A 24,229-nucleotide genomic window follows, 5' to 3' on the forward strand; every position below is an offset into this window, starting at 1 on the left:
TAGGCTTCGCATCATGACACAGATCCTCCGCGCCCTTCTGGCCCTTGCCCTCGTCGTCTCGCTTGCCGGGTGCGGCGGCGGGTTCCGTCCCCTGTCCTTCCTTGATCGCGACCGAGAGGCCAGCGTCGTGCCGCCCCCATCGGTGGCCAGCGAAACGGAGGAGGAGACGGAAGACGGCGAAGAGCCGGAAGAGGAGGCCGCTGCGGCCCCCGCCTCTGGTGTGCTTGGCACGACCGTGGCCTCTCTGGGCGACCCGACAGCGCCAGGGCTCTGGCTGGAAACGCCCTTGGTGACCACCGAAACGGCAGGCCGGTTGGAGGCCGAGAATGGCAATTCCGTCGAGGTCACCCTGCGCCCGAGCGGCGGCGAAGCAGGGTCCGGCAGCCGCATCTCGCTGATGGCGATGCAGGCGCTCGGGTTGGGGTTGACGGACCTGCCGACCCTGACGGTCATCGCCGGCGGCTGACATGGACCGGCGGCTGTTTCGGGCCGAGGCCCGGTGGGACAATCTGCGCGCGGGCTTTCACTGGGACATCCCCGAGCGGATGAATATCGCACGGCTGTGCTGTGATGACTGGGCGGCAATCCGCCCGGATCAGGTGGCGATCATCCATATCGGACAGGACGGCCAGCGGCAGGAATGGACCTACGGTAAACTCAAGCGCGCCTCCGACGGGCTGGCCGTGGCACTGGCGGCAAAGGGCGTGGGGCGGGGCGATCGGGTGGCTGTTCTGCTAGCGCAACATCCGTTCGTTCTGCTGACCCATATGGCGGTGATGAAGCTGGGGGCGGTGGTGCTGCCACTCTTCACCCTGTTCGGTGAAGATGCGTTGCGCTACAGGCTGGCGGACAGCGGCGCGCGGGCGGTGGTGACGGACCCGGCCAATCTGGATCGGGTAATGGCGTTGCAACCTGATCTGCCGAAGCTGGAAGTGGTGATCTCGACCGGGGGTGCGCTTGCGCCGGTTCTGTCGCTGTCCGATCTGATCGAGACGTCCGCACGTGGCTTTGTGCCTGCCGACACTCTGGCCGAAGATCCGGCGATGATGATCTACACCTCTGGCACCACGGGCGACCCCAAGGGGGTGCTGCACGCACATCGCTTTCTATATGGTCATCTGCCCTGCATGGAACTGAGCCAGGGCCTCTTTCCGCGTCCCGGTGATGTGGGCTGGACGCCCGCGGACTGGGCCTGGATCGGCGGCTTGATGGATATGGCAATCCCCTGTCTTTACTATGGAATTCCCCTGGTCAGCCATCGCTTTGCGAAGTTCGAGCCAGAGGCAGCCTATCGGCTTCTGGCGGCTGAAAGGGTGACCAATGCCTTCATCCCCCCGACCGCCCTGCGGCTGATGAAACAGGCGCCGGTGGGGCAGGGGCTGTGCCTGCGGGCAGTTAGTTCCGGCGGGGAGCCTCTGGGCGCGGATATGCTGGAATGGGGCGAGGCGCGGCTCGGGGCGGAGATCAACGAGCTTTACGGACAGACCGAGGCCAACCTGATCGTCGCTGCGCGATCGGCGATGATGACCCGCGTTCCGGGCGCGATGGGGCTGCCCGTGCCAGGGCATGAGGTGCGCTTGCTGGGAGCTAACGACCGCGACACAGGCGCGGGTGAGGTGGGCGAGGTCTGCCTGAAGATGCCCGATCCGGTGGCCTTCCTGCGCTATTGGAACAAGCCGGAAGCCACGGAAAAGAAAGTGAAAAACGGCTGGCTCCGGACCGGAGACCTCGCCACGCGCGGGGCGGATGGGCAAATCACGTTCCACGCGCGGGATGACGATGTGATCACGTCTGCTGGCTACCGGATTGGGCCTTCCGAGATCGAGGCGGCGCTGGTGCGGCATCCGGATGTGCTGATGGCTGCGGTGGTGGGGGAGCCCGATCCGATCCGCACGGAGATCGTCGTGGCGCATGTGGTCCTGCGCGATGGTGCGGAGTGGGAGGGGATGGAAGAGGCGCTGAAATCTCTGGTGCGAGAGCGGGTTTCGGCGCATCTGGTGCCGCGAAAGGTGGTGCGGGCCGAGAGCCTGCCGATGACCGCTACGGGCAAGATCATGCGCCGCGCCCTGCGGGGTCAGTGAGGGGCAAAACAGGGGGGTGCCGGGCGTACACCCCCAGTACACCCCCCGTACACCCCCTGTGCATACAGGATGGGGAAATGGTGACGGGTGCGTACTGGGCCACGGACCAGGTGTCGAACTTGCCGGAGGCAGGGTGTCTGGTCGGCAGTTCCATGAATCCATGGCTCTTACTTGCTGGCGATCATCAGGTTTCGCCGCCTGCCGGCGTCGATCCAGGAGCGACCCTCGTCAAGCCCCTGCGGGGCCCTCCTCGGGCCGCGTTGCCACGGAAGTGTGGTGAGGGAGTCGCGCCGCTGGGCGGGGGGTGCGGGTGGATGGGTCTGGATGCCTCCGGCGGAGGTATTTCTCGCCAAGATGAAAGAGGTGGGCGAGGGGGAGGGTCAGTGCACCATCTTCTTGATGCGGCGGGTCATGAGCCAGACGCCTGCGATCACCGGCAGGACGAGGGCGGCGGTGACCCAGGGTTTCTCGATGCCGAACTCGTAGGCCACGGGGGCCAGAAGGTAGCTGAGCAGGCTGACCGCGTAGTAGCTGATGGCGACGACCGAGAGCCCCTCGACCGTTTCCTGCAGGCGCAGTTGCAGGGCGGCGCGGCGGTCCATGCTTTCCAGCAGATCCTGGTTCTGGGCGGATCGGCCCACCTCGACCTTGGTGCGCAGCAGCTCACCCGCGCGGAAGGCGCGGTCGGTCATGGAGCGAAGCCGCGTTTCGGTGCTTTTGACAGTGCGCATGGCGGGGTCAAACCGGCGCAGCATGAATTCGGCGAAGGTCTGGCGGCCCGCGAAACGTTCTTCCCGCAGGATCTCGATGCGTTGCTGTACGATGGCCTCATAGGCGCCGGTCGCGCCGAAGCGGAAAGAGGCGCGGGACATCAGGTTTTCCAGCTCGGTGGCATAGGTCAGAAGCTGGTCGAGCTGCTGATCCGGCGCGGTGCTGTCGCCGGTCATGTCGCGTAGCAGCGCCGAGAGGCCGGTGTCGATCTGGGCCATGCGGGCGTTGAGTTCGCCCGCCTTGGGAAAGCCGAGCATCGCCATCGCCTTGTAGGTCTCGATCTCGCACAGGCGCTGGACGATGCGGCCGATCCGTGCCGGGCCGGCCTCGGGCCGGGGAAAGATCGCGAAACGCATATGGCCCGCCGGGTCGATGCGGAAATCGCTGGCCAGCACCGCGTTGCCGTCGAGCACCCGGTTGGCGGCGAGGCTTTCGGGTTCGAACCAGTCCTTGAGGCAGGTTGAGATGGCGTCATCATCCGAGATGGCTTCGGAAATGCGGAAATGCGCCGACGTGATGCGCGGGCCGGGAGCAGTGGCCATCCAGTCCTGAGGAAAGAGATCCCAGATCGCGGAATCGAAGGGGCGGTCGCTTAGCCCCTCGCCATGAACCAGGTAGGTCACGAATTCCGTATGCTGTTCCCACTTGAGGTGATAGCGCCCGAGCTTGCCGGAAAAATGGGTGGCGCCGGGCTTGGGGTGCTGGGCGTCGTAGCGGTCCAGCAGGGCGATCAGGTGGGCACGGTCGGCATCACGGTCGCGGGCGGCGGCGTTCTTGACCGGTTTCAGGGCGATGATCGCAGCCTGACTGCCGTGCCGAATCGAGGGGAAGGGGCGGGCGTGCAGCTCATTCGCCAGGTCATAGCGCTGAGGGTGATCGGGGAAGCTTGGCATCGGTGGTCCTTTGGCGCGGTTGCCTAGCGATAGCCTGTTCGCCGTGGTTTTCAACAATATTAAATTAATGAAATGAAGGGGTTGGGCGTGTGCAACGGTATACCGTGCGATCTAAGCCCCGCTGGGCGATGGACTTTTCCCGGGCGGAGCGTGACGCAGGGTCAGATGGTCGCGGGCGATTGGGGGGCTGCCGTGTCGTAAATGAGCCCTGCGGCGTCCATTCCGTTGTAGCCGGGGGCTGTGCACTGTAAAAGCGCCTGCAACGCCCGGACAACGGGATCAAAGGGAAAGGGGATCAGTGTGAAGATAGGCGCTCCCAAGGAGATTGAATCCGGGGAAAATCGCGTTGCGATGACACCGGACAGTGCCGTGCAGCTGCAGAAATTGGGCTATGACTGCCTGATCGAGGCTGGCGCGGGTGAAAAGGCGGGATTTGCGGATGCCGATTACGAGGCGGCCGGTGTCAGCGTGGTGAAGACCGCGGCGGCGCTTTGGAAAGACGCCGACATCATCGCCAAGGTCCGCATTCCCAACGAGACTGAACTGAAGCGGCTAACTGCCGATAAGACCTTGATTTCCTTCTTCAACCCGGCGGGGAATGAAGAGGGAATGGAATTGGCCAAGGCCAAGGGCGCGAACGTGATCGCGATGGAGATGGTGCCGCGCATCAGCCGGGCGCAGAAGATGGATGCGCTCAGCTCGATGGCCAATATCGCGGGTTACCGCGCGGTGATCGAGGCGGGCAACAATTACGGGCGTTTCTTCACCGGCCAGATCACGGCGGCGGGCAAGGTGCCGCCGGCGAAGGTTCTGGTGGTGGGCGCGGGCGTGGCAGGTCTGGCCGCGATCGGCACCTCCACGAGCCTCGGCGCGATCACCTACGCCTTCGACGTGCGCCCCGAAGTGGCCGAGCAGGTCGAATCGATGGGCGCGGAATTCGTCTATCTCGATTTCGAGGAAGAGGCGCAGGATGGCGCGGCCACCGGCGGCTATGCGTCCGTTCAGTCCGAAGAGTTCCGCAACGCGCAGCTGGCCAAGTTTCGCGAACTGGCGCCCGAGGTCGATATCGTCATCACCACGGCGCTGATCCCGAACCGCCCCGCGCCGAAGCTGTGGACGGAAGACATGGTCGCGGCGATGAAGCCGGGATCGGTCATCGTCGACCTGGCCGCCGAACGGGGCGGCAATGTCGAAGGCACGGTGATGGATGAGAAGGTGGTGACCGAGAACGGCGTCACCATCATCGGCTATACCGACTTCCCGAGCCGGATGGCCAGCCAGGCCTCGACGCTTTACGCCACGAATATCCGTCACATGATGACCGACTTGACGCCCGAGAAGGACGGGCAGGTCGTGCACAACATGGAAGACGACGTGATCCGCGGCGCCACCGTGACCTACCAGGGCGAGATCACCTTCCCGCCGCCGCCGCCGAAGATCCAGGCGATCGCGGCGCAGCCGAAGAAGGACGCGCCGAAGGAGCTGACCCCGGAAGAACGCCGGGCGCAGGAAGTGGCGGCCTTCAAGGCACAGACCAAGCAACAGGTGACGCTGCTGGCCGTGGGCGGGGGGCTGATCCTGCTGGCCGGGCTTTATGCACCAGCGAGCTTCATGCAGCACTTCATCGTCTTCGTGCTGAGCGTCTTCGTGGGCTTCCAGGTGATCTGGGGCGTCGCGCATTCGCTGCATACGCCGCTGATGGCGGTCACCAACGCCATTTCGTCGATCATCATTCTGGGCGCCCTGATGCAGATCGGGTCGGGCAGCTGGCTGGTCATCCTGCTGGCAGGGCTCAGCGTGTTCATGGCCGGGATCAACATCTTCGGCGGCTTCCTCGTGACACGGCGCATGCTCGCCATGTTCCAGAAATCGTGAAGGGGTAGGGATTATGGAATTCGGATTCACGACGGCGGCCTATGTGGTCGCGGCGGTTCTCTTCATCCTTTCGCTGGGCGGTCTGTCCGGGCAGGAAAGCGCGAAACGCGCGGTGTGGTATGGCATTGCGGGCATGGCGCTGGCGGTCTTCGCGACCCTTATCGGTCCCGGATCGGGGCTGTGGCTGCTGTCGATCATCCTGATCGCGGGCGGCGGTATCATTGGCTGGTACGTGGCCAAGAAGGTCGAGATGACCGAGATGCCGCAGCTTGTGGCGGCGATGCACTCGCTGGTGGGCCTTGCAGCCGTGTTCGTGGGCTTCAACGCCCATTTCGAACTGGTCCGCGTGCTGGGCATGGAGCCGGAGGCGCGCGAGGCGCTGACCGGCTTTGCCGAACTGCTGGCCCACAAGTCGGTGGTTGAGCAGAACATCCTGCGGGTCGAGCTGTTCCTGGGCATCTTCATCGGGGCGGTGACCTTCACCGGGTCGGTGGTGGCCTATGGCAAGCTGGCGGGCAAGCTGACCTCGGCGGCGACCAAGCTGCCCGGCGGTCACGCGCTGAACGCGGGCGCGGCGGCTTTGTCGGTCATCTGCCTGATCTGGTACTTCAACTCGGGCGGCTTCTTCCCGCTGTTCATCATGACGCTGGCGGCGCTCTTCATCGGCTATCACCTGATCATGGGCATCGGCGGTGCCGACATGCCGGTGGTGGTGTCGATGCTGAACAGCTATTCGGGCTGGGCCGCGGCGGCGATTGGCTTCTCGCTCGGCAACGACCTGCTGATTGTTGTGGGGGCGCTGGTCGGCTCCTCCGGTGCGATCCTGTCCTACATCATGTGCAAGGCGATGAACCGGTCCTTCATCAGTGTGATCCTTGGCGGCTTTGGCGGCACCGCGGGCCCCGCGATGGAGATCGAGGGCGAGCAGGTGGCGATTGACGCCGATGGCGTGGCGACAGCCCTCAATGAGGCTGACAGCGTGATCATCGTGCCGGGCTACGGCATGGCGGTGGCGCAGGCGCAATCGGCGGTGGCCGACCTGACGCGCAAGCTGCGCGCGGCAGGCAAGGAGGTGCGCTTTGCGATCCACCCCGTTGCGGGCCGTCTGCCGGGGCATATGAACGTGCTGCTGGCGGAAGCCAAAGTGCCCTATGACATCGTGATGGAAATGGACGAGATCAACGAGGACTTCCCCTCGACCGACGTGGTTATCGTGATTGGCTCCAACGACATCGTGAACCCGGCGGCGCAGGAAGACCCCAACAGCCCCATCGCCGGCATGCCGGTGCTGGAGGTTTGGAAAGCCAAGCAGGTCTTCGTGTCCAAGCGCGGGCAGGGCACCGGCTATTCCGGCATCGAGAACCCGCTGTTCTACAAGGAGAACACGCGCATGTTCTACGGTGACGCAAAGGCCAGCATCGACTCGCTTCTGCCAAAGATCAGCTGACGCCCGTCGAACCTGAAATCGGAAAGCCCCGAGGTCTGGCCTCGGGGCTTTTTCTTTGGTTGGGCGACGCGTCTGGTGCGGAAGCGTTCCGATCACGGGAGAATTCCATTCTCGTCACATTTCCCCGCTGTCCGTGAGAGCCGTCGTTCCAATCTGGACAAACCCTGCATTGTTGACCGGCGGCTTTTCCGAGAGGCTGTCCATAAAACGGATGTAAGGGAGGGGCGCGATGCTTCGCTTCGGAATAATCGGCACCGGTCGGATCGGCGACATGCATGCGCGTCTTGTGGCGTTGCAGCCCGATGCGCGGGTGACCTGGTGTTATGACGTGTTCGAGGAAAGCGCCGCACGGACCGCCGCCGCCGTGGGGGCGCGGGCGACGACCGATCTGGATGCGCTGCTCGGGGCCGATGATGTCGACGCGGTGCTGATCGCCTCGCCCACCAATACCCATGTGGGGATGATCCTGCGCTCTGCCGAGGCGGGCAAGCCGATCCTGTGCGAGAAGCCCATTGATGTCGATATCGAGAAGGTCGAGGAGTGCCGCGAGAAGCTGGCCGCCTTCGATGTTCCGCTGCAACTTGGTTTCAACCGGCGGTTCGATCCCAGCCACGCAGGCGTGCAAAAGGCCGTCGCGGCAGGCGAGGTCGGGGCGCTGGAACTGCTTGTCATCACAAGCAGGGACCCGGGGCCTCCTCCCCCCCGGGCGATCTTGGAGGCCTGTGGCGGCCTGTTCCGCGACACCACGATCCACGATATGGACATGGCGCGGTTTGTCCTGGGCGAGGAGCCGGTCGAGGTTTTCGCCATGGCCGCCAACCGGGTCGATCCGATCTTTGCGGAACTGGGCGACGTGGATACCGCGATGATCGTGATGCGCACCGCATCGGGCGCGCTGTGCCATATCAACAACTCGCGCCGCACCAATTACGGCTATGACCAGCGGGTGGAGGCCTTCGGGGCCGACGGCATGGTGCGGTCGAACAACCACCGCCCGACCGAGGTGTCGCGACACGGGGCAGGCGGGACGGCGACGAAGGATGAGTTGCTCTATTTCTTCATCGAGCGTTACCGTGCCGCCTACGAGGCCGAGATCCGCGATTTCATCGACCAGGTGACGGCGGGCAAACCGCCGAACGTGACATTCGAGGACGGGCGGCGCGCGCTGCTTCTGTCCGAGGCGGCGCTGAAATCCTACCAGACCAACAAGCCGGTGGAGGTGACTTACGCATGACCGACTATCAAAGCCCCTATGGCAGTGCCGCCTATCACGCGGCGTCCGAGGATGATGTTCCGCTAGACCGGCATTTCGCGGGCAAGGTGGCGGTGGTGACCGGGTCGACGCAGGGGCTTGGTCTGACGGCGGTCAAGCTGATGCTGCGGCGCGGGCTGAAAGGCGCCTTAATCATGGGCCGCAAAGAGGCAGAGGGGCAGGCGGCGGCGGATGCGCTGACCACGCCGGAACAAAGAGTGGTCTATCACCGCGCCGACCTGACCGATCTGGACGATTGCCAGTCGATCCACGACCGCGCGATTGCCGAATTTGGAACCTATGACATCCTCGTCAACTCTGCCGGGATCACCGACCGGGGCGGCATTCTGGATGGCGATGCGGCACTGTGGGAACGCACCTTCGCGATCAACGCCCGCGCGCCCTTCTTCCTGATGCAGAACGCCGCCAATCACTGGCGGGCAGAGGGCAAGCCCGGCGCCATCGTCAATGTCGCCACGATCACCGCCCATGGTGGGGTGCCGTTTCTGACGGTTTATGCCGCGTCCAAGGCGGCGCTTGTGGCCACCACCAAGAACGCGGCCTTTTCGCTGATGCGCGACGGGATCCGGGTGAATGCGCTGGCCATCGGCTGGATGGACACCCCCGCCGAGGACATCACGCAAAAGACGTTCCACGATATGCCGGACGGATGGCAGGCCGAGGCGGGCAGGCAGTTGCCTGCGGGCAGGCTGCTGAACATGAACGAGGTCGCGCGCTGGATCGCACATCTGGCCAGTGACGAGTCGGGCATCATGACGGGATCCGTTCTCGATTTCGATCAGGGGGTTATCGGCTGCTACGAGGCGACTCCGATCCCCGAGAAACCGGGCTGACCGGGGCTGTCCGGTTCCAGACTGGACAGAACTCGACACGACCGGGGCGGGATGCGGGCCTAGACTGAGCACACGAATACCGAACTGGAACCGGCCCCGCGCGGCCGGATCCCGCAAGGCCCCGATGGGCCACCGACATCAAGGGAGGACGACAATGACCAGACTGACGAAAATCCTGACCAATAGCAGCGCCGCCGTGGCGCTGACCGTGGCCGGCTTCACCGCCGCGCCCGCGCTGGCCGATGGCGAGCAAGTGTTCTTCATGCTGCCCAATTCCACCACCATCCGGTTCGAGCGCCGCGACGCGCCTCTGTTCGTGGCGGCGATGGAAGAACGGATGCCGGGGGCCACAGTCACCGTGCAGAACGGAGAGGGCGACCCGGTGCGCCAGCAGCGGCTGGTGGAAGACGCCATCGCGCAAGGCGCCGATCTGATCGTCTACACCTCGTCCGATGCGAACCTGTCTGCGGGTGCGCTGCGCGCCGCAGAAGAGGCCGGGGTTCCCGTTCTTCTGTATGAACATGACGCGATCGGCGGTCTGGCCGAGGCGCATGTTCTGTTCAACGCCCGTGCCGTGGGCCAGGCACAGGGCCAGCGCGCGGCGGAGCTGATCGAGGCGATGCCCGAAGGCACTATCCGCATCGCCCGCGTGAAGGGCAACCAGGGCGAATACGGCACAACCCAGTATGAGCTGGGCCAGAACGAGTATCTCGATCCGCTGATTGCATCGGGCCGCGTGGAAATCGTCTGCGAGGATTTCACCCCCAATTGGGACCCGGTGCAGGCGCAGGCCTTTGCCGAGGACTGCCTGACCCGGACCGGCGGCGAGGTCGACATGTTCCTTGGCATGAATGACGGCACCACCGGCGGCTCGGTCGCGGCACTGATCAGCCAGGGCTACGCGCCGGGCGAAATCGTCGTGACCGGCGGCCAGGACGCCACCATCGAGGCGCTTCAGTTCATCGCTCAGGGCTGGCAGGACAACACCGTCTTCAAGGACCTGAGGGTGATGGCCGAGGCCGCCGCCGACATGGCGGTTGCGATCCTGAACGGTGAGGAGCTGCCGGAACAGTGGATGAACGGCGAGGTGGACAATGACTACATGATGGTCCCCGCCGCCTTCCTGCCGGTTAACAACGTCACGCTCGACAATATCTCGGATGTGGTCGAGGCCGGTATCTACACCTGGGCTGAAGTCTGCCAGGGCGCGGAAGACTCTCAATTGTGTCAGGATAACCTCTGACAGCAGAGGTTTCTCCCGGTCGTCGGCGGTGAAACATCCGCCGGCGACCTCGCGATACGGAAAGGCAGACATGACACAGCCCATCCTCAGCCTGCGTGGCATCACCAAGCATTTCGGCGGCGTCAAGGCGCTGACCGACGTGTCGCTCGATCTGGAGCCCGGCAAGGTCGTGGCGCTTGTGGGCGATAACGGGGCGGGAAAATCGACGCTGGTCAAAGTGATGTCCGGCGTGCACCGGCCCGATAGCGGAACCTATCAGTTCGAGGGGCGGGACGTGGCCGCGTCCAACCCGGCCGAGGTGGCCGATATGGGGGTGCAGACGGTCTATCAGGACCTCGCGCTGTGCGACAATCTCGATGCGGTTCAGAACCTCTTTCTGGGGCGGGAACTGACGGGGCCATGGTACACGGGCTACCGCGTCAGCCGCGCGGCGGCAGAGAGGCGGGCAAAGGAGGTGCTGAAGCGGCTCCGGCTCGACTCCATCTCGCTGACCCGCAACGTGGGCGCCATGTCGGGCGGGCAACGCCAGAACATCGCCATCGCCCGGTCGATCCTGTGGGAACCCAAGGTGGTGCTGCTGGATGAACCGACGGCGGCGCTGAGCCATTCGGCGGCGGAACAGGTGGGTGACCTCGTGCGCGAACTGGCCTCGCACGGGTTGGCCGTGCTGGTGATCAGCCATGACATCCATCACTTCGTTCTGGACAACACCGACCGGATCGAGGTGCTGCGGCTGGGGCGCAACGCCGCCAGCTTCAATTCCAAGGACGTGACCGGCGAGCAGGTCGTCAACGCGATGGTGGGCGGCAATGAAGCCGTCAACATGGCAGGCTGAGGCGAGGACAGACGAATGACCGATGCATCCATCCCCCACACGTCCACGGCGACGCCGACACGGTCTCTGACGGAACGCCTGGGCAATGAGCTTAGCTTCGTGCCGGTGGCCGTTGGCCTCGTTGCGCTGTTCCTTTTCTTCGCAACGCAGTCGGATGTGTTCCTGACCAGCCGCAACCTGTCGAACCTTCTGGTGCAATCGACCGTGACCGGGATCATCGCGCTTGGCCTCGTCTTCGTGCTGCTAACGGGCGAGATTGACCTGTCCGTCGCCGCAACTTCGGGCGTGGCCTCTGTCTTCATGGCCAAGCTGGTGATGGATTTCGGCCTGCCGGTGCCGCTTGCGATCCTTGCGGGCGTTGCGCTGGGCGGGCTTGTCGGTGCGGCCTCGGCAAGGTGGGTGACGCTGATCGGGGTGCCGTCCTTCGTGGTGACACTTGGCGTGGGGCTGGTGCTGAACGGCATCCAGTTGCTGCTTCTGCCCCGCACGGGCCGCTACAACCTGATGAATTCCGGTGTCGATCAGCTTGCCGCGACCCATGTGACCGGCCCAATGGCCTGGGGGTTGGTGCTAGGCGCCATCGTGCTGTTTGCCCTGGTCATGGGATCGACATGGCGGTCACGCCAGCGGGCGGGACTGTCTGCATCCTTCAACGCGGGCGTTCTGCTGCCGGTGGTTATCGTGGCGCTGTTTCTTGTCGGGGTTCTGGTCTTTCTGGAAAATCAGCGGGGGCTGCCGATGCCGGTCATCCTGTTCCTCGCGCTGCTTGGGGTCATGTCCTACATCACCTCCGAGACGCGCTTTGGCACCTACCTTTATGCCATCGGCAACAATGCCGAGGCCGCGCGGCGGGCGGGCATCAAGGTGGACCGCATCAAGATTACCGCTTTCGCCATCGCGGGCGGCATGGCGGCCTTTGGCGGCATCCTGTCGGCTTCGCGCTCGCTTGGCGTATCGGTGTCGTCCGGCGGCGGCGTCGGTGGCGGGGCGCTGCTGCTGGAAAGCATCGCGGCGGCGGTCATTGGCGGGGTGAGCCTGTTCGGCGGGCGCGGCATGGTCGTCGGCGCCCTGTTCGGCGCGCTGATCATCGCAACCGTGTCGAACGGGCTGAACCTGATGGGCGTGGCCAATGAGGCGCGGCTGATCGTGACTGGCCTGCTTCTGGTCGTTGCGGTGTCGATCGACCGCGGGATCGAAAGGCTGGCGCGGCCGGGCTGAGGCGGACCGAAAGCAGGCGGCGCTCAGCCCTCGTAGAAGCTGCGCAGCAATTGCAGCCCGTTGGACAGCTCGCCGTCGCTGGCCCGTTGCCAGAAGGCATCGCTGCCGAGATCGGCGAAACCTTCGACGCCTGTCAGGTCATTGGCATCGACATTCTTGAAGCCCATGGACCAGTTGGAAAACATCCTGTCGTCAATTGGCCCCTCGTCGATCACCACTACCGTATGGTGCCTTGTATCGTTGGAAATCCGGCGCCAGACATCGTCAATGGCCGCGTCCGGCCCTTCCAGAACCTGAATGAAATTCCCGCGGCGGAAATCCTCGTTGAAGCGATAGACAAGGCATCCGGTGACGCCGTCCTGTTCATTCCGCGCGCGGCTGTGGCGCAGCAATTCGCCAAGGTCTTCCTGAGAGAAGGGCCGCTCGGCCTGACTGACATAGGCTATGAATTTCATCTTGAGGTCATCCTCTCTTGTCCGCCCCGACCGATGGGTTCGCCCCGAAGCTTCAGTGTATCGGGCATTTGGTAGCCCATTGGCGAAAGTCCAGTGCAGCTGTCAACAAAACGGAGTTCTGGATTGCGAATTTTATATTGTGAAATTCGTGACCTGAGATCCGCAATCCGTACCGTGGTCGGCCCATTGGCACTGCCCCCGATTCGGTGCTTTGCGAGGGGAAGACTGCGTGAGGTCTTCGCAATTGCAGCAATGGCGGATAGGCGGGGGAAATCCCTAGGCTATTGATCTTATGAGTTTTTTTCATATGGGGTGACCCTTCGGCGTCTTGACTTGGTCGAATTAAGTTTCACCATATCAAATTATAGCCAATATAATCAAATTATCTTGCCCTGAGGGCCCCATTTCGAAACCCTGATACCAGAGGAGATCGCCAGATCATGAACGAACAGCTTCACACCCAGGACCGGTCGGCAAAGGACCTGCGAGGCGTGCTGCGCAGCTCGCAAAAGCCGGTTCGGACGATCCAGTCGGTTGATCGGGCCCTGACGCTTCTGGAACTGGCAGCCGGTGAAATCGACGGGATCACCTTGTCGGAATTGTCTGATCGGATCGGCCTGAACGCCTCGACCTGCCATCACCTTGTCATGACGCTCGTGGCGCGGGGGTATCTGACCCATATCAGCCGCAGCCGTGGATATGCGCTTGGCCCGCGGGTTCGGGAACTGCTGGAGATGATGGAGCATGACTCTGACCCGGCGGTTCTGCTGCGCGAAGACCTGCGGCGCTTGGGCGAACAGCTCGGCCTCGGCGTGCAGCTTGCCGTGCTCAGCGAAACGTCGCTGCTGACCAAGCTCAGCTTTCCCGGCGCGGCATCGACCCTGCAAGAGCCAAACGAAGTTGAAAAGATGACCGCGCTGCACGCGACCGCGACGGGCAAGGCCATTCTTGCCTGGATCCCCGATACGGAACTTGTGCGGATCATTTCGACCAATGGGCTGAAATCCTACACGCCCAACACGATCAACAGCCTGTCCGGTCTCGTGGAAGAACTGCGCAGCGTGCGCCGCTTCAAATACGCCATCGACAACGAGGAACTGCGCGAGGGCGTCGTCTGCATCGGATCGGCCATCCGCGAAGGGGGCGGCGCGGTCGTGGCGTCCATCTCGACGACGCTGCCCGCCAGCGAGGCGACCGAGGAGCGCAAGGCCCAACTGACCCGCCAGATGATCGAGGCGGCCAACACATTCTCGAACAAGCTGCGAAACGCGCAACGTTAGCAGCCCCGTTAGCAACCTTAGGAGGACAGGACATGACGCTTCCCGCCAATGTGAAAACCAGCCCGGATTACCCGGTGCCCGAGACGATGAAAGCCTGGGTTCTGGGCGATCCTGGCGAACTGACGCTTTCGGACAAGCCGGTTCCGGCGCCGGGCAAGGCGGAGGTTCTGGTCCGCATCGACGCGGTTGCGATCTGTGCGACCGATCTGGAAATCATCCATCACGGCCCGCCTGCCCAGATCCATGGCGGCGATCCGTTCAATAAGAACTTCACCCCCGGCCATGAATACATGGGCACCGTCGTGGCGCTCGGCCCCGGTGTCGATGAATACGAGATCGGCGAACGTGTGACGGTGGAAATCCACGCCGGTTGTGGCCAGTGCAAGCGCTGCCGTCAGGGCATGTACACCTCGTGCCACAACTACGGCAAGAACTACGGAGACGTGGACAAGGGCCACCGCGCCAACGGCTTCACCACCGATGGCGGCTTTGCCGAATACGCGGTGAACAACATCAATACGCTGGTCCATGTCGATGACAACATGACCGACGAAGAGGCGACTCTGGTCGTGACCGCAGGCACCGCCATGTATGGCCTGACCGAACTGGGCGGCCTTGTTGCTGGCGAAAGCGTGGTCGTGACCGGCCCCGGCCCCATTGGTCTGATGGGTGCCGCCGTGGCCAAGGCCCTTGGCGCGCAGCCGGTGATCCTGACCGGCACCCGCGACAACCGTCTTGAAATCGGTAAGCAGCTTGGCGCCGATCACGTGATCAACGTGCGCAATGAGGATGTGGTCGAAAAGGTCCGCGAACTGACCGGCGGCAAGGGCGTCGATTACGTGGTGGAATGTGCCGGGGCACCCAACGGTGTGAACGAAGCGGCGCAGATGGTGAACCGGGGCGGCAAGATCTGTCTCGCGGCCTTCCCGCATAACAGCCCCGAGGTCGATGTCGCCTATCTGGTGCGTAACAATATCTACCTCTACGGCATCCGCGGCGAGGGCAAGACCGCCACGCACCGGGCCGAGGCCTTCATGCGGCAGAAGCGTTTCGACGCCACGCTGATCCACACCCACACCTTCGAGATGTCCGACCTGAAAGAGGCCCTGCGCTACGCCAAGGACCGGGTCGAGGATGCCATCAAGGTGGTGGTGAAGAACAAGCACGCCGAAGCCGGCAAGGTCGCGGCGGAATAAGGTCGCACGAAGGAGACGAGCCATGCTGATCTGTGAGAGCTACCACGTTCCGAAACGTCTGGAAGAGGCGTTGGCCCTGTGGGCCGATGCGCCCGAGGGCAGCCGGCTCGTCTCCGGCGCCACCGACATCCTGCCCTGGGCCCGCGAGGGCCGGGCAGGGGATGTCGAGATCCCGGCGCTGATCGATGTTACCAAGATCCCTGAACTTAAGGGGTATTCCTGTGACAAGGGGCGCATTCGTCTGGGGGCCGCGACCGTCTATCAGGATTTCCTGACCGACCGCACCCTGATGACCAACCTTCCCTGCATGCCTTATTGCGCGATCTGGTTTGCCGACGACCAGATCCGTGAACAGGCAACCGTCGTCGGCAACCTGGTGAATGCGTCACCGGTTGCCGACGGCACCCCTCCGGTCGTGGCCCTGAATGGCGAGATCGAACTGACGCGGCTGGAAGACGGCGACGTCAAACGCCGTACTGTCGCCGTTGTCGATTTCATTGAAGGCCCTGGCCGGACCACGATTCAACCCGGCGAAATCGCCACCGCCGTCACCGTGGACAGCGCCTATGGCTATGGCGGGTCGTTCCAGAAGGTGGGGCAGCGCCGGTCGCTGGTGATCTCGGTCGCCTGCTGTGCCGCGCTGGTGCGGGCCGACAGTACCGGCACCGTGTTCGAGGATGTCCGGCTGGCGCTTGGCGGGGTCGGTCCACGGCCCATCCGCCTGCGCGACGCCGAACGGCGCCTTAAGGGAGAGCGCATCACGCAGGAACTGATCCAGCGGGTGGCGGAAAGCGCCGCCGACTCTGTCGGGTCACGCAGCCGTAAGGAATATCGCCGCGACGTGGTGGTGAATTTCGTGCGCGCCGGGCTGGAAGAGGCGCTCGCCAACCAGCCGGAGATCGGCGCCAAATTCAAGAATTTCGGGGAGACCGAGAATGCCTAAGATCGACCTGACCATGGATGTGAACGGCCGCAAGGTCGTGAAACAGACCGACCCGCATAAACGCCTTCTGGATTTCCTGCGCGAGGATCTGAACCTTACCGGCACCAAGGAAGGCTGCGGCGCGGGCGAATGCGGCACCTGTTCCGTCTTCGTTGACGGCAAGCTGGTGAAATCCTGCCTGATGCCCGCGGCCAAGGCCGATGGCGCGAAGATCGAAACCATCGAGGGGCTGGCGCGGCCCGGCTCGCTCACCCCTGTGCAACAGGCCTTTCACAAGACCGGGGCCAGCCAGTGCGGCTATTGCATCCCCGGCATGGTGATGGCCGCGACCTCGGCCCTGCGCGAAAACCCCGATGCGGGGATCGAGGAGATCAAGGAACGCCTTGGCGGCAATATCTGCCGCTGCACCGGCTACACCAAGATTTTCGAGGCGGTCGAGATCGCCCGCGACGTGATCGCGGGCCGGTTGCCAGAAACCGCTCTGGACGAGGATGCGACGGCTGAGTCCTTCATCGGGGCCAATGTGCGCCGTCTGGATGCGCCGTCGAAGGTCTCGGGCCGGCTGAAATATGCCGCCGACATGAAGATGGTGGACATGCTGCAGATGCAGGTGCTGCGCGCGCCGATGCCCCATGCGCGGATCGTGTCCATCGACACCAGCGAGGCCGAGGCGATGGACGGCGTGGCCTGCGTGATCACCGCCGATGACGTGCCCGGTACGGATGGCTTTGGCGTCTTCGTCCATGACCAGCCGGTGATGGCACGCGGCAAGGTCCGTCATTTCGGCGAGGCGGTCGCTGCGGTCGCTGCGGAGGATCTGGTAACGGCACGGCGCGCGCTGGCGAAGATCAAGGTGGAATATGAGGAACTGCCCGGCGTCTACGCGCCCGAGGATGCGCTGAAACCCGGCGCGCCCGTGATCCACGACTACGCTCAGGACAATGTCATCAAGCATATTCCGATCCGCAAGGGCGACCCCGAAAAGGGCTTTGCGGAGGCCGATCTGATCCTTGAAGATGAGTTCCGCACTCAACAGGTGGAACATGCCTATCTGGAGCCGGAAGCGGGCATTGCCTATGTCGATCATGACGATGTGGTCACGGTGCTCTCGCCCTCGCAGAACATCACCCATCACCGCCACATGCTGGCCGATATCCTTGCCCTTCCGATCAACAAGGTGCGCTTTATCATGAGCGCCGTGGGCGGTGGCTTCGGCGGCAAGGAGGACATGATCTACCAGGGCATGTTGGCGCTGGCGGCGATGAAGACACATCGTCCGGTGCAACTGAACTTCACCCGAGAGGAAAGCCTCGTGGCGAGCGCCAAGCGGCACCCGTCGCGGGTCAAGTACAAGATGGGTCTCAAATGGTCGGGCGAGATCACCGCGATCGAGTTCGACATGCTCAGCGATGGCGGTGCCTACGGCATGTCCAGCGAGGGCGTGATGCGCAAGGCGGCGATCCTGTCCTGCGGGCCTTACGAGGTGCATAATCTCAAGGTCGATACCAAGGTGGTCTACACCAATAACACGCCGTCCGGCGCGTTCCGCACCTTTGGTGGCATGCAGGCGCAATTCGCGACCGAGAGCATGATGGACATGGCCGCTGAAGCGCTGGACATGGACCCGTTCGAGTTGCGCCGGATCAACATGATGCGGATCGGGTCTCGCACCCATACGCAGCAGGAACTGACAACCGCCTCGCTCGACCGGGTTCTGGACGCGGCGGAGGAGGCATCCCGTTGGGAAGCGGGTGCGCCCAAGGTGCGCGGCCCCCGGCGCGGCGACCTCGGCGGGCCGGATACGCGCCAGCCCTGCACGCTCGGTGCCCGGATCGGAGAGCCGACCGACACACCCACGAAAGATGAAAGGGTAGCATCATGAACCGCAAGATGCGCGGACGCGGAATGGCGTCGAGCTGGTACGGCATCGCCCGGACCGCAACCATCGACCGGGCCGGTGCCTGGGCGGAACTGGATGACGGCGGCACCGCCAAGATCGTCACCGGCGTGACCGAGATCGGCGAGGGCATCCTGACGGTGCTGGCGCAGGTCGCGGCGGAGGAACTGGGCGTGCGCCCCGAGGACGTGACAATCGGCGACAACGACACCTCGCGCTCGCCCGAGGCGGCCCATGCGGGTGCTACGCGCCAGACCTACATGATCGGGAACTCCGTGGCCCTGGCCTCGCGCGATGCGCGGGCCAAGCTCTTCGCCGAGATCGCCGATCACTGGGATGTGCCGGTCGACAGCCTGCGCGCGTTCAACGGCGAGCTTTGGGCGCAGGACACCAACCTGCGCATGTCGATGGACGAGGCTGTGAAGACCTGCAAGGGGCGCGGCGTGGTGCCTGTGGGGTCCGCATCCTTCACCGCGCATGGCACCGGGCTCGATCCCGTCGATGGATCCGGCAGCCCTTGGCAGGCCTATGTCTTCGGCACCCAGATCGCCGAGGTCGAGGTCGATACCTGGACCGGCGAGGTGCAGGTTCTGGGCATCTGGGCCGCCCATGACGTGGGCCGGGCGATCAACCCGCGCGGGGTCGAGGGCCAGATCGAGGGCGGCGTGGTGCAGGGCCTCGGCCAGGCGCTGATGGAGGATTACCAGACCGAGAACGGCTATACGACGACCCACGGGTTCGCCAAGTATATCCTGCCGACCTCGCTGGACATTCCGCAGATCAACTGCACCATCGTCGAGGATCCCGATCCGTTGAGCCCGCTTCAGGCCAAGGGCATCGGGGAACCGGCGCTTGTGCCGACCGCGCCCGCGATCATGAACGCGATCTACGACGCCATCGGCGTGCGCATCAAATCGCTGCCCGCAACACCCGAAAAGATCCTTGATGCCCTGCGCAACCATGTGCCGGGCCGGGAACAGATCGCGCAATCGGCGCGGCAGGATCGTGCCGAGGCCCACAGAAGAGGCCTTTGACACGCGAAAGACCGCGTCTCCGGAGGAGGGGGCGCAGAACACCAACCAACTGGGAGGAAAGACAATGACAAAGATCAAGACATTGCGCAGAGCCACAACCGGCCTGCTGGCCGCCGCAGCGATGAGCTTCGCCGGGACCGCTCAGGCAGAGTTCCCCGACCGGCCGATCGAGATGACCATCCTGTTCGGTGGCACGGCGAATTCCATCGCACAGCTTCTGACCGACCTGATGTCGCAGGAAATGAGCCAGCCAATCGTGCCCGTAAGCCGGACCGGCGGCGGTGGCGCGGTCGGCTATTCCTACGTGGTGAACACGCCCGCGGATGGCTACAACATCGTCTGGAATTCCAATTCCATCAACACCGGCAATCACATGGGCCGGATCGACTTCAACTACGAGGCCTTCGCACCGATCGCCCGTGTCTCGACCGAGATCCCGGCGCTGGCGGTGAATGCGTCGACCGGGTGGGAAGACCTCTCCGACATGGTCGAAGCCGTTCAGGCCTCTGGTGATGTGCTGCGGGTCGGCATTTCCGGGCGCGGGTCGTTTACCCACCTGACCTCGGCGGCGCTCTTCGATGCGCTCGGGATCGGTGAGCAGGTTGCCTATATCGCCTATGGCGACGGGCGTGCCCCAGTGGAACTGCTGGCGGAACGCATCGACGCCGCCATCCAGTGGCCCGGCCAGTTTGCCTCCTATGTCGAGGCGGGCGATCTGAACGTGCTGGCCGTGACCGGTGACACGCGGGTCAACGTGCTGCCCGATGTCGCCACGGCGATGGAGCAGGGATATGACGTGAATATCTCTATGTGGCGCGGTCTGGCCGCCCCGGCGGGCACCCCCGATGACGTTGTTGCCGCCCTTCAGGCCGCAGCGGAAGCCGCCGTCATGAGCGACGCATTCCAGGAAGCATCCGGCAATATCGGCTTTACCCCGGCCTTCCTGCCCGCCGCTGAATTCGGTGCGCTGATCGCTGAGGACGATGCCTTCTATGGCGCGTTGCTGACCGAACTCGGCATGGCCCAGTAAGCCGGAACAGCAGGAGACGTATCAATGACCAACAGTGCAAAAGACGTGGCCCTGAGCCTGAGCCTGCTGGCGCTTTCGGCGGTCTGGACCTGGCTGGTCATTGATACGATCCCGACGGGCTGGGGGCATGGCGACATCGGACCGAGAGCCTTTCCCATGGTGCTCGGGATCATCCTCGGGGGGCTCTGCATCCTGCTGCTGATCCGAACTTACGTGTTGGGTCGAACCCCGGCAGGCAAGGAAGGTACGGTCGATGTGGATGCCATTGAAGAGGCGTCCTCCGAACGTTGGGGATCCATGATCCTAGTGGCTATCGAAATCTCTGCCTACGGGTTTCTCTTGCAGAAACTCGGCTTCCTGATCGCCACGCCCATTCTCATCCTATTCGTGCTGGTCATCCATCTGCGCCTGAGATCGTGGAAAACGATCCTTGGCATGACCCTTGGCATGACACTCGGCTGCTGGCTGTTCTTCGAGAAGCTTCTCGGGATCTACCTGGCCAATGGCAGCTGGTTCAATATCGGATAACCGCCATGGACATCTTCCTTCAAGCTCTTGCGTCTGCCATGACGCCCATGGCCATTGCCTCGATTGGTCTTGGGGCATTGATCGGGCTGATCTTTGGCTCGATCCCCGGACTGACCTTCACGGTCGCTTTGGCGCTGGCCTTGCCGATCACCTTCAGCATGGACCCGGTGCCCGCCATCGGTCTGCTGTTGGGCACCTATATCGGCGGCATGACCGGCGGGTCGGTCTCGGCCATTCTTCTGGGCATCCCCGGCACGCCTTCTGCCGCCGCGACGGTACTCGACGGCCACCCGATGACCAAGCAGGGCAATGCCTCTATCGCGCTTGGCACGGCGGTGATTGTCTCGGTCTTCGGCGGTGTCTTCAGCCTGATCGTGATGATCGTCTCGGTCGACCTGGTGTCGCGCGTGGCCATTTCCTTCGGCCCGGCGGAGATCTTCGCGCTTGTCCTCTTCGGCCTGTCCACGATCTGTGGCCTATGCGGTGGATCACTTATCAAGGGGCTGATCAGCGGGGCGCTCGGCCTGATGATCATGACCATCGGCATCGACACGATTGACGGTGTGCAGCGCATGACCTTCGGCAGCGTGAACATGATGCAGGGGGTGAATCTGCTGGTGGCCATGATCGGTCTTTTTGCGGTGCCCTTCATCATCGAAGCCTTTGCGGTCAAGACCTCCATGCCGGAGAAATCCCAGAGGATCAGCCGCGTGAAGGCGGAACTGCCCTCGATTGGCCTGCTTGGCCGCAACCTCTGGCTGATGATCAAATGCTCGGTCATGGGCACCGGCATCGGCGCCATTCCCGGAACCGGTGGCGCCATCGCCTCCTTCCTCGCCTATGACCACGCCAAGCGGTTCTCCAAGAAGCCCGAGAGTTTCGGCAAGGGCAATATCGAGGGTGTCGTCGCGCCCGAGACCGCCAACAACGCGGTCACGGGCGGCACGCTGATCCCGCTGCTGTCGCTTGGTATTCCCGGCGATCCGGCCACAGCCATCGTGCTGGCGGGTCTGATGATCCACGGCATCACCCCCGGTCCGGCGCTGTTCATGAACCATTCGGGCGAGGTCTATGGCATGTATGTCGCCGTGGTGCTGGCCTATCTTTGGGTGCTTGGCCTGCAACTGATGGGCATCCGCCTCTTCGTGCATGTGCTGAAGATCCCCCGCGAACTGCTGGCGGTTGCCGTCCTGGTGCTCTGCGCCATCGGGGCCTTTTCGATCCGCAACAGCGTCTTCGACATCTACGCCATGGGGGCGATCGGGGTTGCGGCCTATGTGCTGGTCTCGTTCCGGGTGCCGATCACGCCGATCATCCTCGGCATGGTGCTGGGGCCGACGCTGGAAAACGAGTTCCGAACCGCGATGATGCTGTCCATGGGCGATCCCGAGATCTTCTACAGCTCGCCCACGGTGCTGATTTTCTTCTCCCTCGCCCTGCTGGTGATCGGTCTTCAGGCCGTGAGCGAATTCAAGGCCAAGAAACAACCCAAGAACGAGGTCAAAGCCGATGCTTGACGAAACCGAAAAGAACGATCCCGTCGCCCGCGAAATCCGCGCCCGCGCAGTCCGGTTGGCCAAGGCCGATGTGGACATGACATTTGGCGGGGGGATTGTCGAACTGACGCTGTCGGAGGCGTTGATCGTCGGCCTTCTGAAACAGGGCGTGACCCAGTATTACGCGATCTTCGGTCACGGTTCGACCGACCTGGGTGAGGTGCTGCGCATCTACCACGAGGAAGGCGTCGTGAATGTCGTCAACTGCCGCAACGAGGTGGAAATGGCCCATGCCGCCACCGCCCATGCCTGGGTGACGGGAAAGACGCCCGCAGTGGTCACATCCATCGGTCCGGGCGGTTTGCAGGCGATGGCGGGATCACTGGCCGCCGCATCCAACGGGGTGGGAGTCTACCATATCTACGGCGACGAGACGACGCGCGGCGAAGGCTACAACATGCAGCAGGTGCCGAAACCCGAACAGGGGATCTTCGGCAAGATGGGCGCGCTGATGGGGCAGTCCTACACGTTGCACACGCCCGGTGCGTTGCGCGAGTGCCTTCGCCGGGGCACGGCCTGCGTGCACCACCCCTACAAGGCGGGGCCGTTCTACATCCTTTTGCCGATCAACACCCAGCCAGAGCGGGTGAAGGTCAACACCGGCACCCTGCCGGGTCGGAGCGCTCAGCCGCCACTGGTGCCTGCGACGGCCGACGCCTTCGCAGAGGCGGCGGGTATCCTGCGCAGCGTTGAAAAGGTCACGATCAAGGCCGGAGGCGGCACCCGCAAACATCACGAGGCGCTGCGCGAGTTCGCCATGCGGATCGGCGCGCCGGTTGTGCTGTCGCCGGGATCGACCGGCGTGATGATGGATGCCCATGTGCAGAACATGCATGTGGGTGGCTCCAAGGGCTCGATCAGCGGCAACCACGCAATGGAACAGGCCGAGGCGGTGGTCATCATCGGCAGCCGCGGCGTCTGCCAGGCCGATTGCTCCGGCGCGGGCTATCCGAACGCGAAGGCCGTCATCAACATCAACGGCGATTTCGACGATCTCGACCACTACGCCAACACCGTGGGCCTACCGGGTGACATCAGCGCCGTGATCGGCAAGCTGCTGGAATACCTAGGCGACAGCACCGGGGCCGAGCTGCGCACCGACTGGTTGCGCGAATGCGAGGCCAAGAAAGATGAATGGACCCGCTTCAAGGCAGAACGGACCGGGGCCGCGCCGATTGCGGACGAGGTCTGGAAAGTGCCCGTCCTGACGCAGCCCGCCGCTATCCACACCGTGTCCTCCTTCGCCAACCGTGTTGGTGCAATCAAGTTCTTCGATGCTGGCGACGTGCAGGCCAACGGATTCCAGATTGTCGAGGATGACCTGCCGGGCCAGACCTATACCGAAACCGGCGCGAGCTTCATGGGCTTTTCCGGGTCCGCGCTGCTCGGTTTGTCGGGGGAGGCCGACGCCCCTTATGGCATCGCCTTCACCGGGGACGGGTCGTTCATGATGAACCCGCAAATCCTGATTGACGCGGTGGAACATGGTGTGCGGGGCATGATCGCGCTCTTTGACAACCGGCGCATGGCGGCGATCACCGGGCTGCAATACGACCAGTACGGGCGAGAGTTTAAAACCAATGACTCCGTCGCCGTTGACTACGCCGCCATGGCAGGCGCCGTGTCGGGTGTGCGGGCGATCTATGCGGGCACGACCAAGGCCAGCCTCAACGCCGCGCTGGACAATGCCTTTTCCCATGACGGGCTGTCGCTGGTGCATATCCCGGTCTACGCGGGGCGCGATCCGATGGCGTCCATGGGGGCCTATGGCTCCTGGAATGTCGGCAACTGGGTGGATGACGTCCAGGCGGCTTACCTGAACTCCAAGATCTGAGGGGCAG

Annotated in this window: 20 protein-coding genes; 18 read left to right on the forward strand and 2 right to left on the reverse strand. The window is 63.7% G+C overall.

What is annotated here, in order from left to right; translation table 11 throughout:
* The first annotated feature begins 13 nt into the window (after positions 1 to 13).
* Together ACOOEX_RS03820 and ACOOEX_RS03825 are read left to right on the forward strand one after the other, a co-directional pair.
* Positions 14 to 466 (forward strand): D-galactarate dehydratase, encoded by a 453-nt coding sequence (locus ACOOEX_RS03820; protein ID WP_420397194.1) that lies wholly within the window; start codon positions 14 to 16, stop codon positions 464 to 466.
* A 1-nt stretch (position 467) separates the two neighbouring features.
* Positions 468 to 2,081: an AMP-binding protein gene (locus ACOOEX_RS03825; RefSeq protein WP_420397195.1), complete on the forward strand. Its 1,614-nt coding sequence runs from the start codon at positions 468 to 470 to the stop codon at positions 2,079 to 2,081.
* Between the two features lie 380 nt (positions 2,082 to 2,461).
* Here the strand turns inward: ACOOEX_RS03825 and ACOOEX_RS03830 are convergent, their stop codons facing one another.
* A complete protein-coding gene (locus tag ACOOEX_RS03830) occupies positions 2,462 to 3,745 on the reverse strand; it encodes a DUF3422 family protein (protein WP_420397196.1) in 1,284 nt (427 codons plus the stop codon).
* 300 nt (positions 3,746 to 4,045) lie between these two features.
* Here ACOOEX_RS03830 and ACOOEX_RS03835 point away from each other — a divergent pair, with 300 nt between their 5' ends.
* From ACOOEX_RS03835 to ACOOEX_RS03865, 7 genes are all read left to right on the forward strand, one after another.
* Positions 4,046 to 5,620, forward strand: coding sequence for a Re/Si-specific NAD(P)(+) transhydrogenase subunit alpha (locus ACOOEX_RS03835; RefSeq protein WP_420397197.1), 1,575 nt, complete (start codon positions 4,046 to 4,048; stop codon positions 5,618 to 5,620).
* Between the two features lie 13 nt (positions 5,621 to 5,633).
* Entirely contained in the window at positions 5,634 to 7,067 is a 1,434-nt protein-coding gene (locus ACOOEX_RS03840) for an NAD(P)(+) transhydrogenase (Re/Si-specific) subunit beta (protein ID WP_420397198.1), read from the forward strand.
* 229 nt (positions 7,068 to 7,296) lie between these two features.
* Complete coding sequence (gene iolG, locus ACOOEX_RS03845) at positions 7,297 to 8,301, forward strand: inositol 2-dehydrogenase (RefSeq protein WP_420397199.1); 1,005 nt, start codon at positions 7,297 to 7,299, stop codon at positions 8,299 to 8,301.
* The gene (locus ACOOEX_RS03850; protein WP_420397200.1) at positions 8,298 to 9,173 is read left to right on the forward strand and encodes an SDR family oxidoreductase; all 876 of its coding nucleotides are present in this window, start codon (positions 8,298 to 8,300) and stop codon (positions 9,171 to 9,173) included. Before iolG ends, ACOOEX_RS03850 begins: the two co-directional genes overlap by 4 nt.
* A 154-nt stretch (positions 9,174 to 9,327) precedes the next feature.
* On the forward strand, positions 9,328 to 10,416 hold the full coding sequence (locus tag ACOOEX_RS03855) for a sugar ABC transporter substrate-binding protein (RefSeq protein WP_420397201.1): 1,089 nt from the start codon (positions 9,328 to 9,330) through the stop codon (positions 10,414 to 10,416).
* Between the two features lie 70 nt (positions 10,417 to 10,486).
* Complete coding sequence (locus tag ACOOEX_RS03860) at positions 10,487 to 11,251, forward strand: ATP-binding cassette domain-containing protein (protein WP_420397202.1); 765 nt, start codon at positions 10,487 to 10,489, stop codon at positions 11,249 to 11,251.
* A gap of 15 nt (positions 11,252 to 11,266) precedes the next feature.
* The gene (locus tag ACOOEX_RS03865; protein ID WP_420397203.1) at positions 11,267 to 12,469 is read left to right on the forward strand and encodes a sugar ABC transporter permease; all 1,203 of its coding nucleotides are present in this window, start codon (positions 11,267 to 11,269) and stop codon (positions 12,467 to 12,469) included.
* A 23-nt stretch (positions 12,470 to 12,492) separates the two neighbouring features.
* Here the strand turns inward: ACOOEX_RS03865 and ACOOEX_RS03870 are convergent, their stop codons facing one another.
* Positions 12,493 to 12,924, reverse strand: coding sequence for a BLUF domain-containing protein (locus ACOOEX_RS03870; RefSeq protein WP_420397204.1), 432 nt, complete (start codon positions 12,922 to 12,924; stop codon positions 12,493 to 12,495).
* Between the two features lie 440 nt (positions 12,925 to 13,364).
* Between ACOOEX_RS03870 and ACOOEX_RS03875 the strand changes: the two genes are divergently transcribed.
* From ACOOEX_RS03875 to ACOOEX_RS03915, 9 genes are all read left to right on the forward strand, one after another.
* Positions 13,365 to 14,204, forward strand: a complete 840-nt coding sequence (locus ACOOEX_RS03875) for an IclR family transcriptional regulator (RefSeq protein ID WP_420397205.1) — start codon at positions 13,365 to 13,367, stop codon at positions 14,202 to 14,204.
* A gap of 32 nt (positions 14,205 to 14,236) precedes the next feature.
* Positions 14,237 to 15,400, forward strand: coding sequence for a zinc-dependent alcohol dehydrogenase (locus ACOOEX_RS03880; RefSeq protein WP_420397206.1), 1,164 nt, complete (start codon positions 14,237 to 14,239; stop codon positions 15,398 to 15,400).
* Between the two features lie 22 nt (positions 15,401 to 15,422).
* Positions 15,423 to 16,343 (forward strand): FAD binding domain-containing protein, encoded by a 921-nt coding sequence (locus ACOOEX_RS03885; RefSeq protein ID WP_420397207.1) that lies wholly within the window; start codon positions 15,423 to 15,425, stop codon positions 16,341 to 16,343.
* Positions 16,336 to 18,225 (forward strand): molybdopterin-dependent oxidoreductase, encoded by a 1,890-nt coding sequence (locus tag ACOOEX_RS03890; RefSeq protein WP_420397208.1) that lies wholly within the window; start codon positions 16,336 to 16,338, stop codon positions 18,223 to 18,225. Before ACOOEX_RS03885 ends, ACOOEX_RS03890 begins: the two co-directional genes overlap by 8 nt.
* The gene (locus ACOOEX_RS03895; protein WP_416931693.1) at positions 18,222 to 19,274 is read left to right on the forward strand and encodes a xanthine dehydrogenase family protein molybdopterin-binding subunit; all 1,053 of its coding nucleotides are present in this window, start codon (positions 18,222 to 18,224) and stop codon (positions 19,272 to 19,274) included. The genes ACOOEX_RS03890 and ACOOEX_RS03895 overlap by 4 nt, the downstream gene beginning before the upstream one ends.
* 64 nt (positions 19,275 to 19,338) lie before the next feature.
* On the forward strand, positions 19,339 to 20,304 hold the full coding sequence (locus ACOOEX_RS03900) for a Bug family tripartite tricarboxylate transporter substrate binding protein (RefSeq protein ID WP_420397209.1): 966 nt from the start codon (positions 19,339 to 19,341) through the stop codon (positions 20,302 to 20,304).
* A gap of 24 nt (positions 20,305 to 20,328) precedes the next feature.
* Entirely contained in the window at positions 20,329 to 20,832 is a 504-nt protein-coding gene (locus tag ACOOEX_RS03905; RefSeq protein ID WP_420397210.1) for a tripartite tricarboxylate transporter TctB family protein, read from the forward strand.
* Positions 20,833 to 20,837: 5 nt separating this feature from the next.
* A complete protein-coding gene (locus tag ACOOEX_RS03910) occupies positions 20,838 to 22,349 on the forward strand; it encodes a tripartite tricarboxylate transporter permease (RefSeq protein ID WP_420397211.1) in 1,512 nt (503 codons plus the stop codon).
* Entirely contained in the window at positions 22,342 to 24,222 is a 1,881-nt protein-coding gene (locus ACOOEX_RS03915) for a thiamine pyrophosphate-dependent enzyme (protein WP_420397212.1), read from the forward strand. Before ACOOEX_RS03910 ends, ACOOEX_RS03915 begins: the two co-directional genes overlap by 8 nt.
* Positions 24,223 to 24,229: the final 7 nt, after the last annotated feature.

Origin of the sequence: Nioella sp. (genome assembly GCF_965215655.1) — a bacterium.
GTDB lineage: Bacteria > Pseudomonadota > Alphaproteobacteria > Rhodobacterales > Rhodobacteraceae > Nioella.

What these genes read in the sequence shown, in the direction of transcription:
- ACOOEX_RS03865 (WP_420397203.1), top strand. Translation starts at nt 11,267, where the DNA reads ATGACCGATGCATCCATCCCCCACACGTCCACGGCGACGCCGACACGG.
- ACOOEX_RS03895 (WP_416931693.1), top strand. Translation starts at nt 18,222, where the DNA reads ATGAACCGCAAGATGCGCGGACGCGGAATGGCGTCGAGCTGGTACGGC.
- ACOOEX_RS03875 (WP_420397205.1), top strand. Translation starts at nt 13,365, where the DNA reads ATGAACGAACAGCTTCACACCCAGGACCGGTCGGCAAAGGACCTGCGA.
- ACOOEX_RS03910 (WP_420397211.1), top strand. Translation starts at nt 20,838, where the DNA reads ATGGACATCTTCCTTCAAGCTCTTGCGTCTGCCATGACGCCCATGGCC.
- ACOOEX_RS03850 (WP_420397200.1), top strand. Translation starts at nt 8,298, where the DNA reads ATGACCGACTATCAAAGCCCCTATGGCAGTGCCGCCTATCACGCGGCG.
- ACOOEX_RS03905 (WP_420397210.1), top strand. Translation starts at nt 20,329, where the DNA reads ATGACCAACAGTGCAAAAGACGTGGCCCTGAGCCTGAGCCTGCTGGCG.
- ACOOEX_RS03840 (WP_420397198.1), top strand. Translation starts at nt 5,634, where the DNA reads ATGGAATTCGGATTCACGACGGCGGCCTATGTGGTCGCGGCGGTTCTC.
- ACOOEX_RS03825 (WP_420397195.1), top strand. Translation starts at nt 468, where the DNA reads ATGGACCGGCGGCTGTTTCGGGCCGAGGCCCGGTGGGACAATCTGCGC.
- ACOOEX_RS03900 (WP_420397209.1), top strand. Translation starts at nt 19,339, where the DNA reads ATGACAAAGATCAAGACATTGCGCAGAGCCACAACCGGCCTGCTGGCC.
- iolG (WP_420397199.1), top strand. Translation starts at nt 7,297, where the DNA reads ATGCTTCGCTTCGGAATAATCGGCACCGGTCGGATCGGCGACATGCAT.
- ACOOEX_RS03915 (WP_420397212.1), top strand. Translation starts at nt 22,342, where the DNA reads ATGCTTGACGAAACCGAAAAGAACGATCCCGTCGCCCGCGAAATCCGC.
- ACOOEX_RS03885 (WP_420397207.1), top strand. Translation starts at nt 15,423, where the DNA reads ATGCTGATCTGTGAGAGCTACCACGTTCCGAAACGTCTGGAAGAGGCG.
- ACOOEX_RS03855 (WP_420397201.1), top strand. Translation starts at nt 9,328, where the DNA reads ATGACCAGACTGACGAAAATCCTGACCAATAGCAGCGCCGCCGTGGCG.
- ACOOEX_RS03860 (WP_420397202.1), top strand. Translation starts at nt 10,487, where the DNA reads ATGACACAGCCCATCCTCAGCCTGCGTGGCATCACCAAGCATTTCGGC.
- ACOOEX_RS03890 (WP_420397208.1), top strand. Translation starts at nt 16,336, where the DNA reads ATGCCTAAGATCGACCTGACCATGGATGTGAACGGCCGCAAGGTCGTG.
- ACOOEX_RS03870 (WP_420397204.1), bottom strand. Translation starts at nt 12,924, where the DNA reads ATGAAATTCATAGCCTATGTCAGTCAGGCCGAGCGGCCCTTCTCTCAG.
- ACOOEX_RS03880 (WP_420397206.1), top strand. Translation starts at nt 14,237, where the DNA reads ATGACGCTTCCCGCCAATGTGAAAACCAGCCCGGATTACCCGGTGCCC.
- ACOOEX_RS03820 (WP_420397194.1), top strand. Translation starts at nt 14, where the DNA reads ATGACACAGATCCTCCGCGCCCTTCTGGCCCTTGCCCTCGTCGTCTCG.
- ACOOEX_RS03830 (WP_420397196.1), bottom strand. Translation starts at nt 3,745, where the DNA reads ATGCCAAGCTTCCCCGATCACCCTCAGCGCTATGACCTGGCGAATGAG.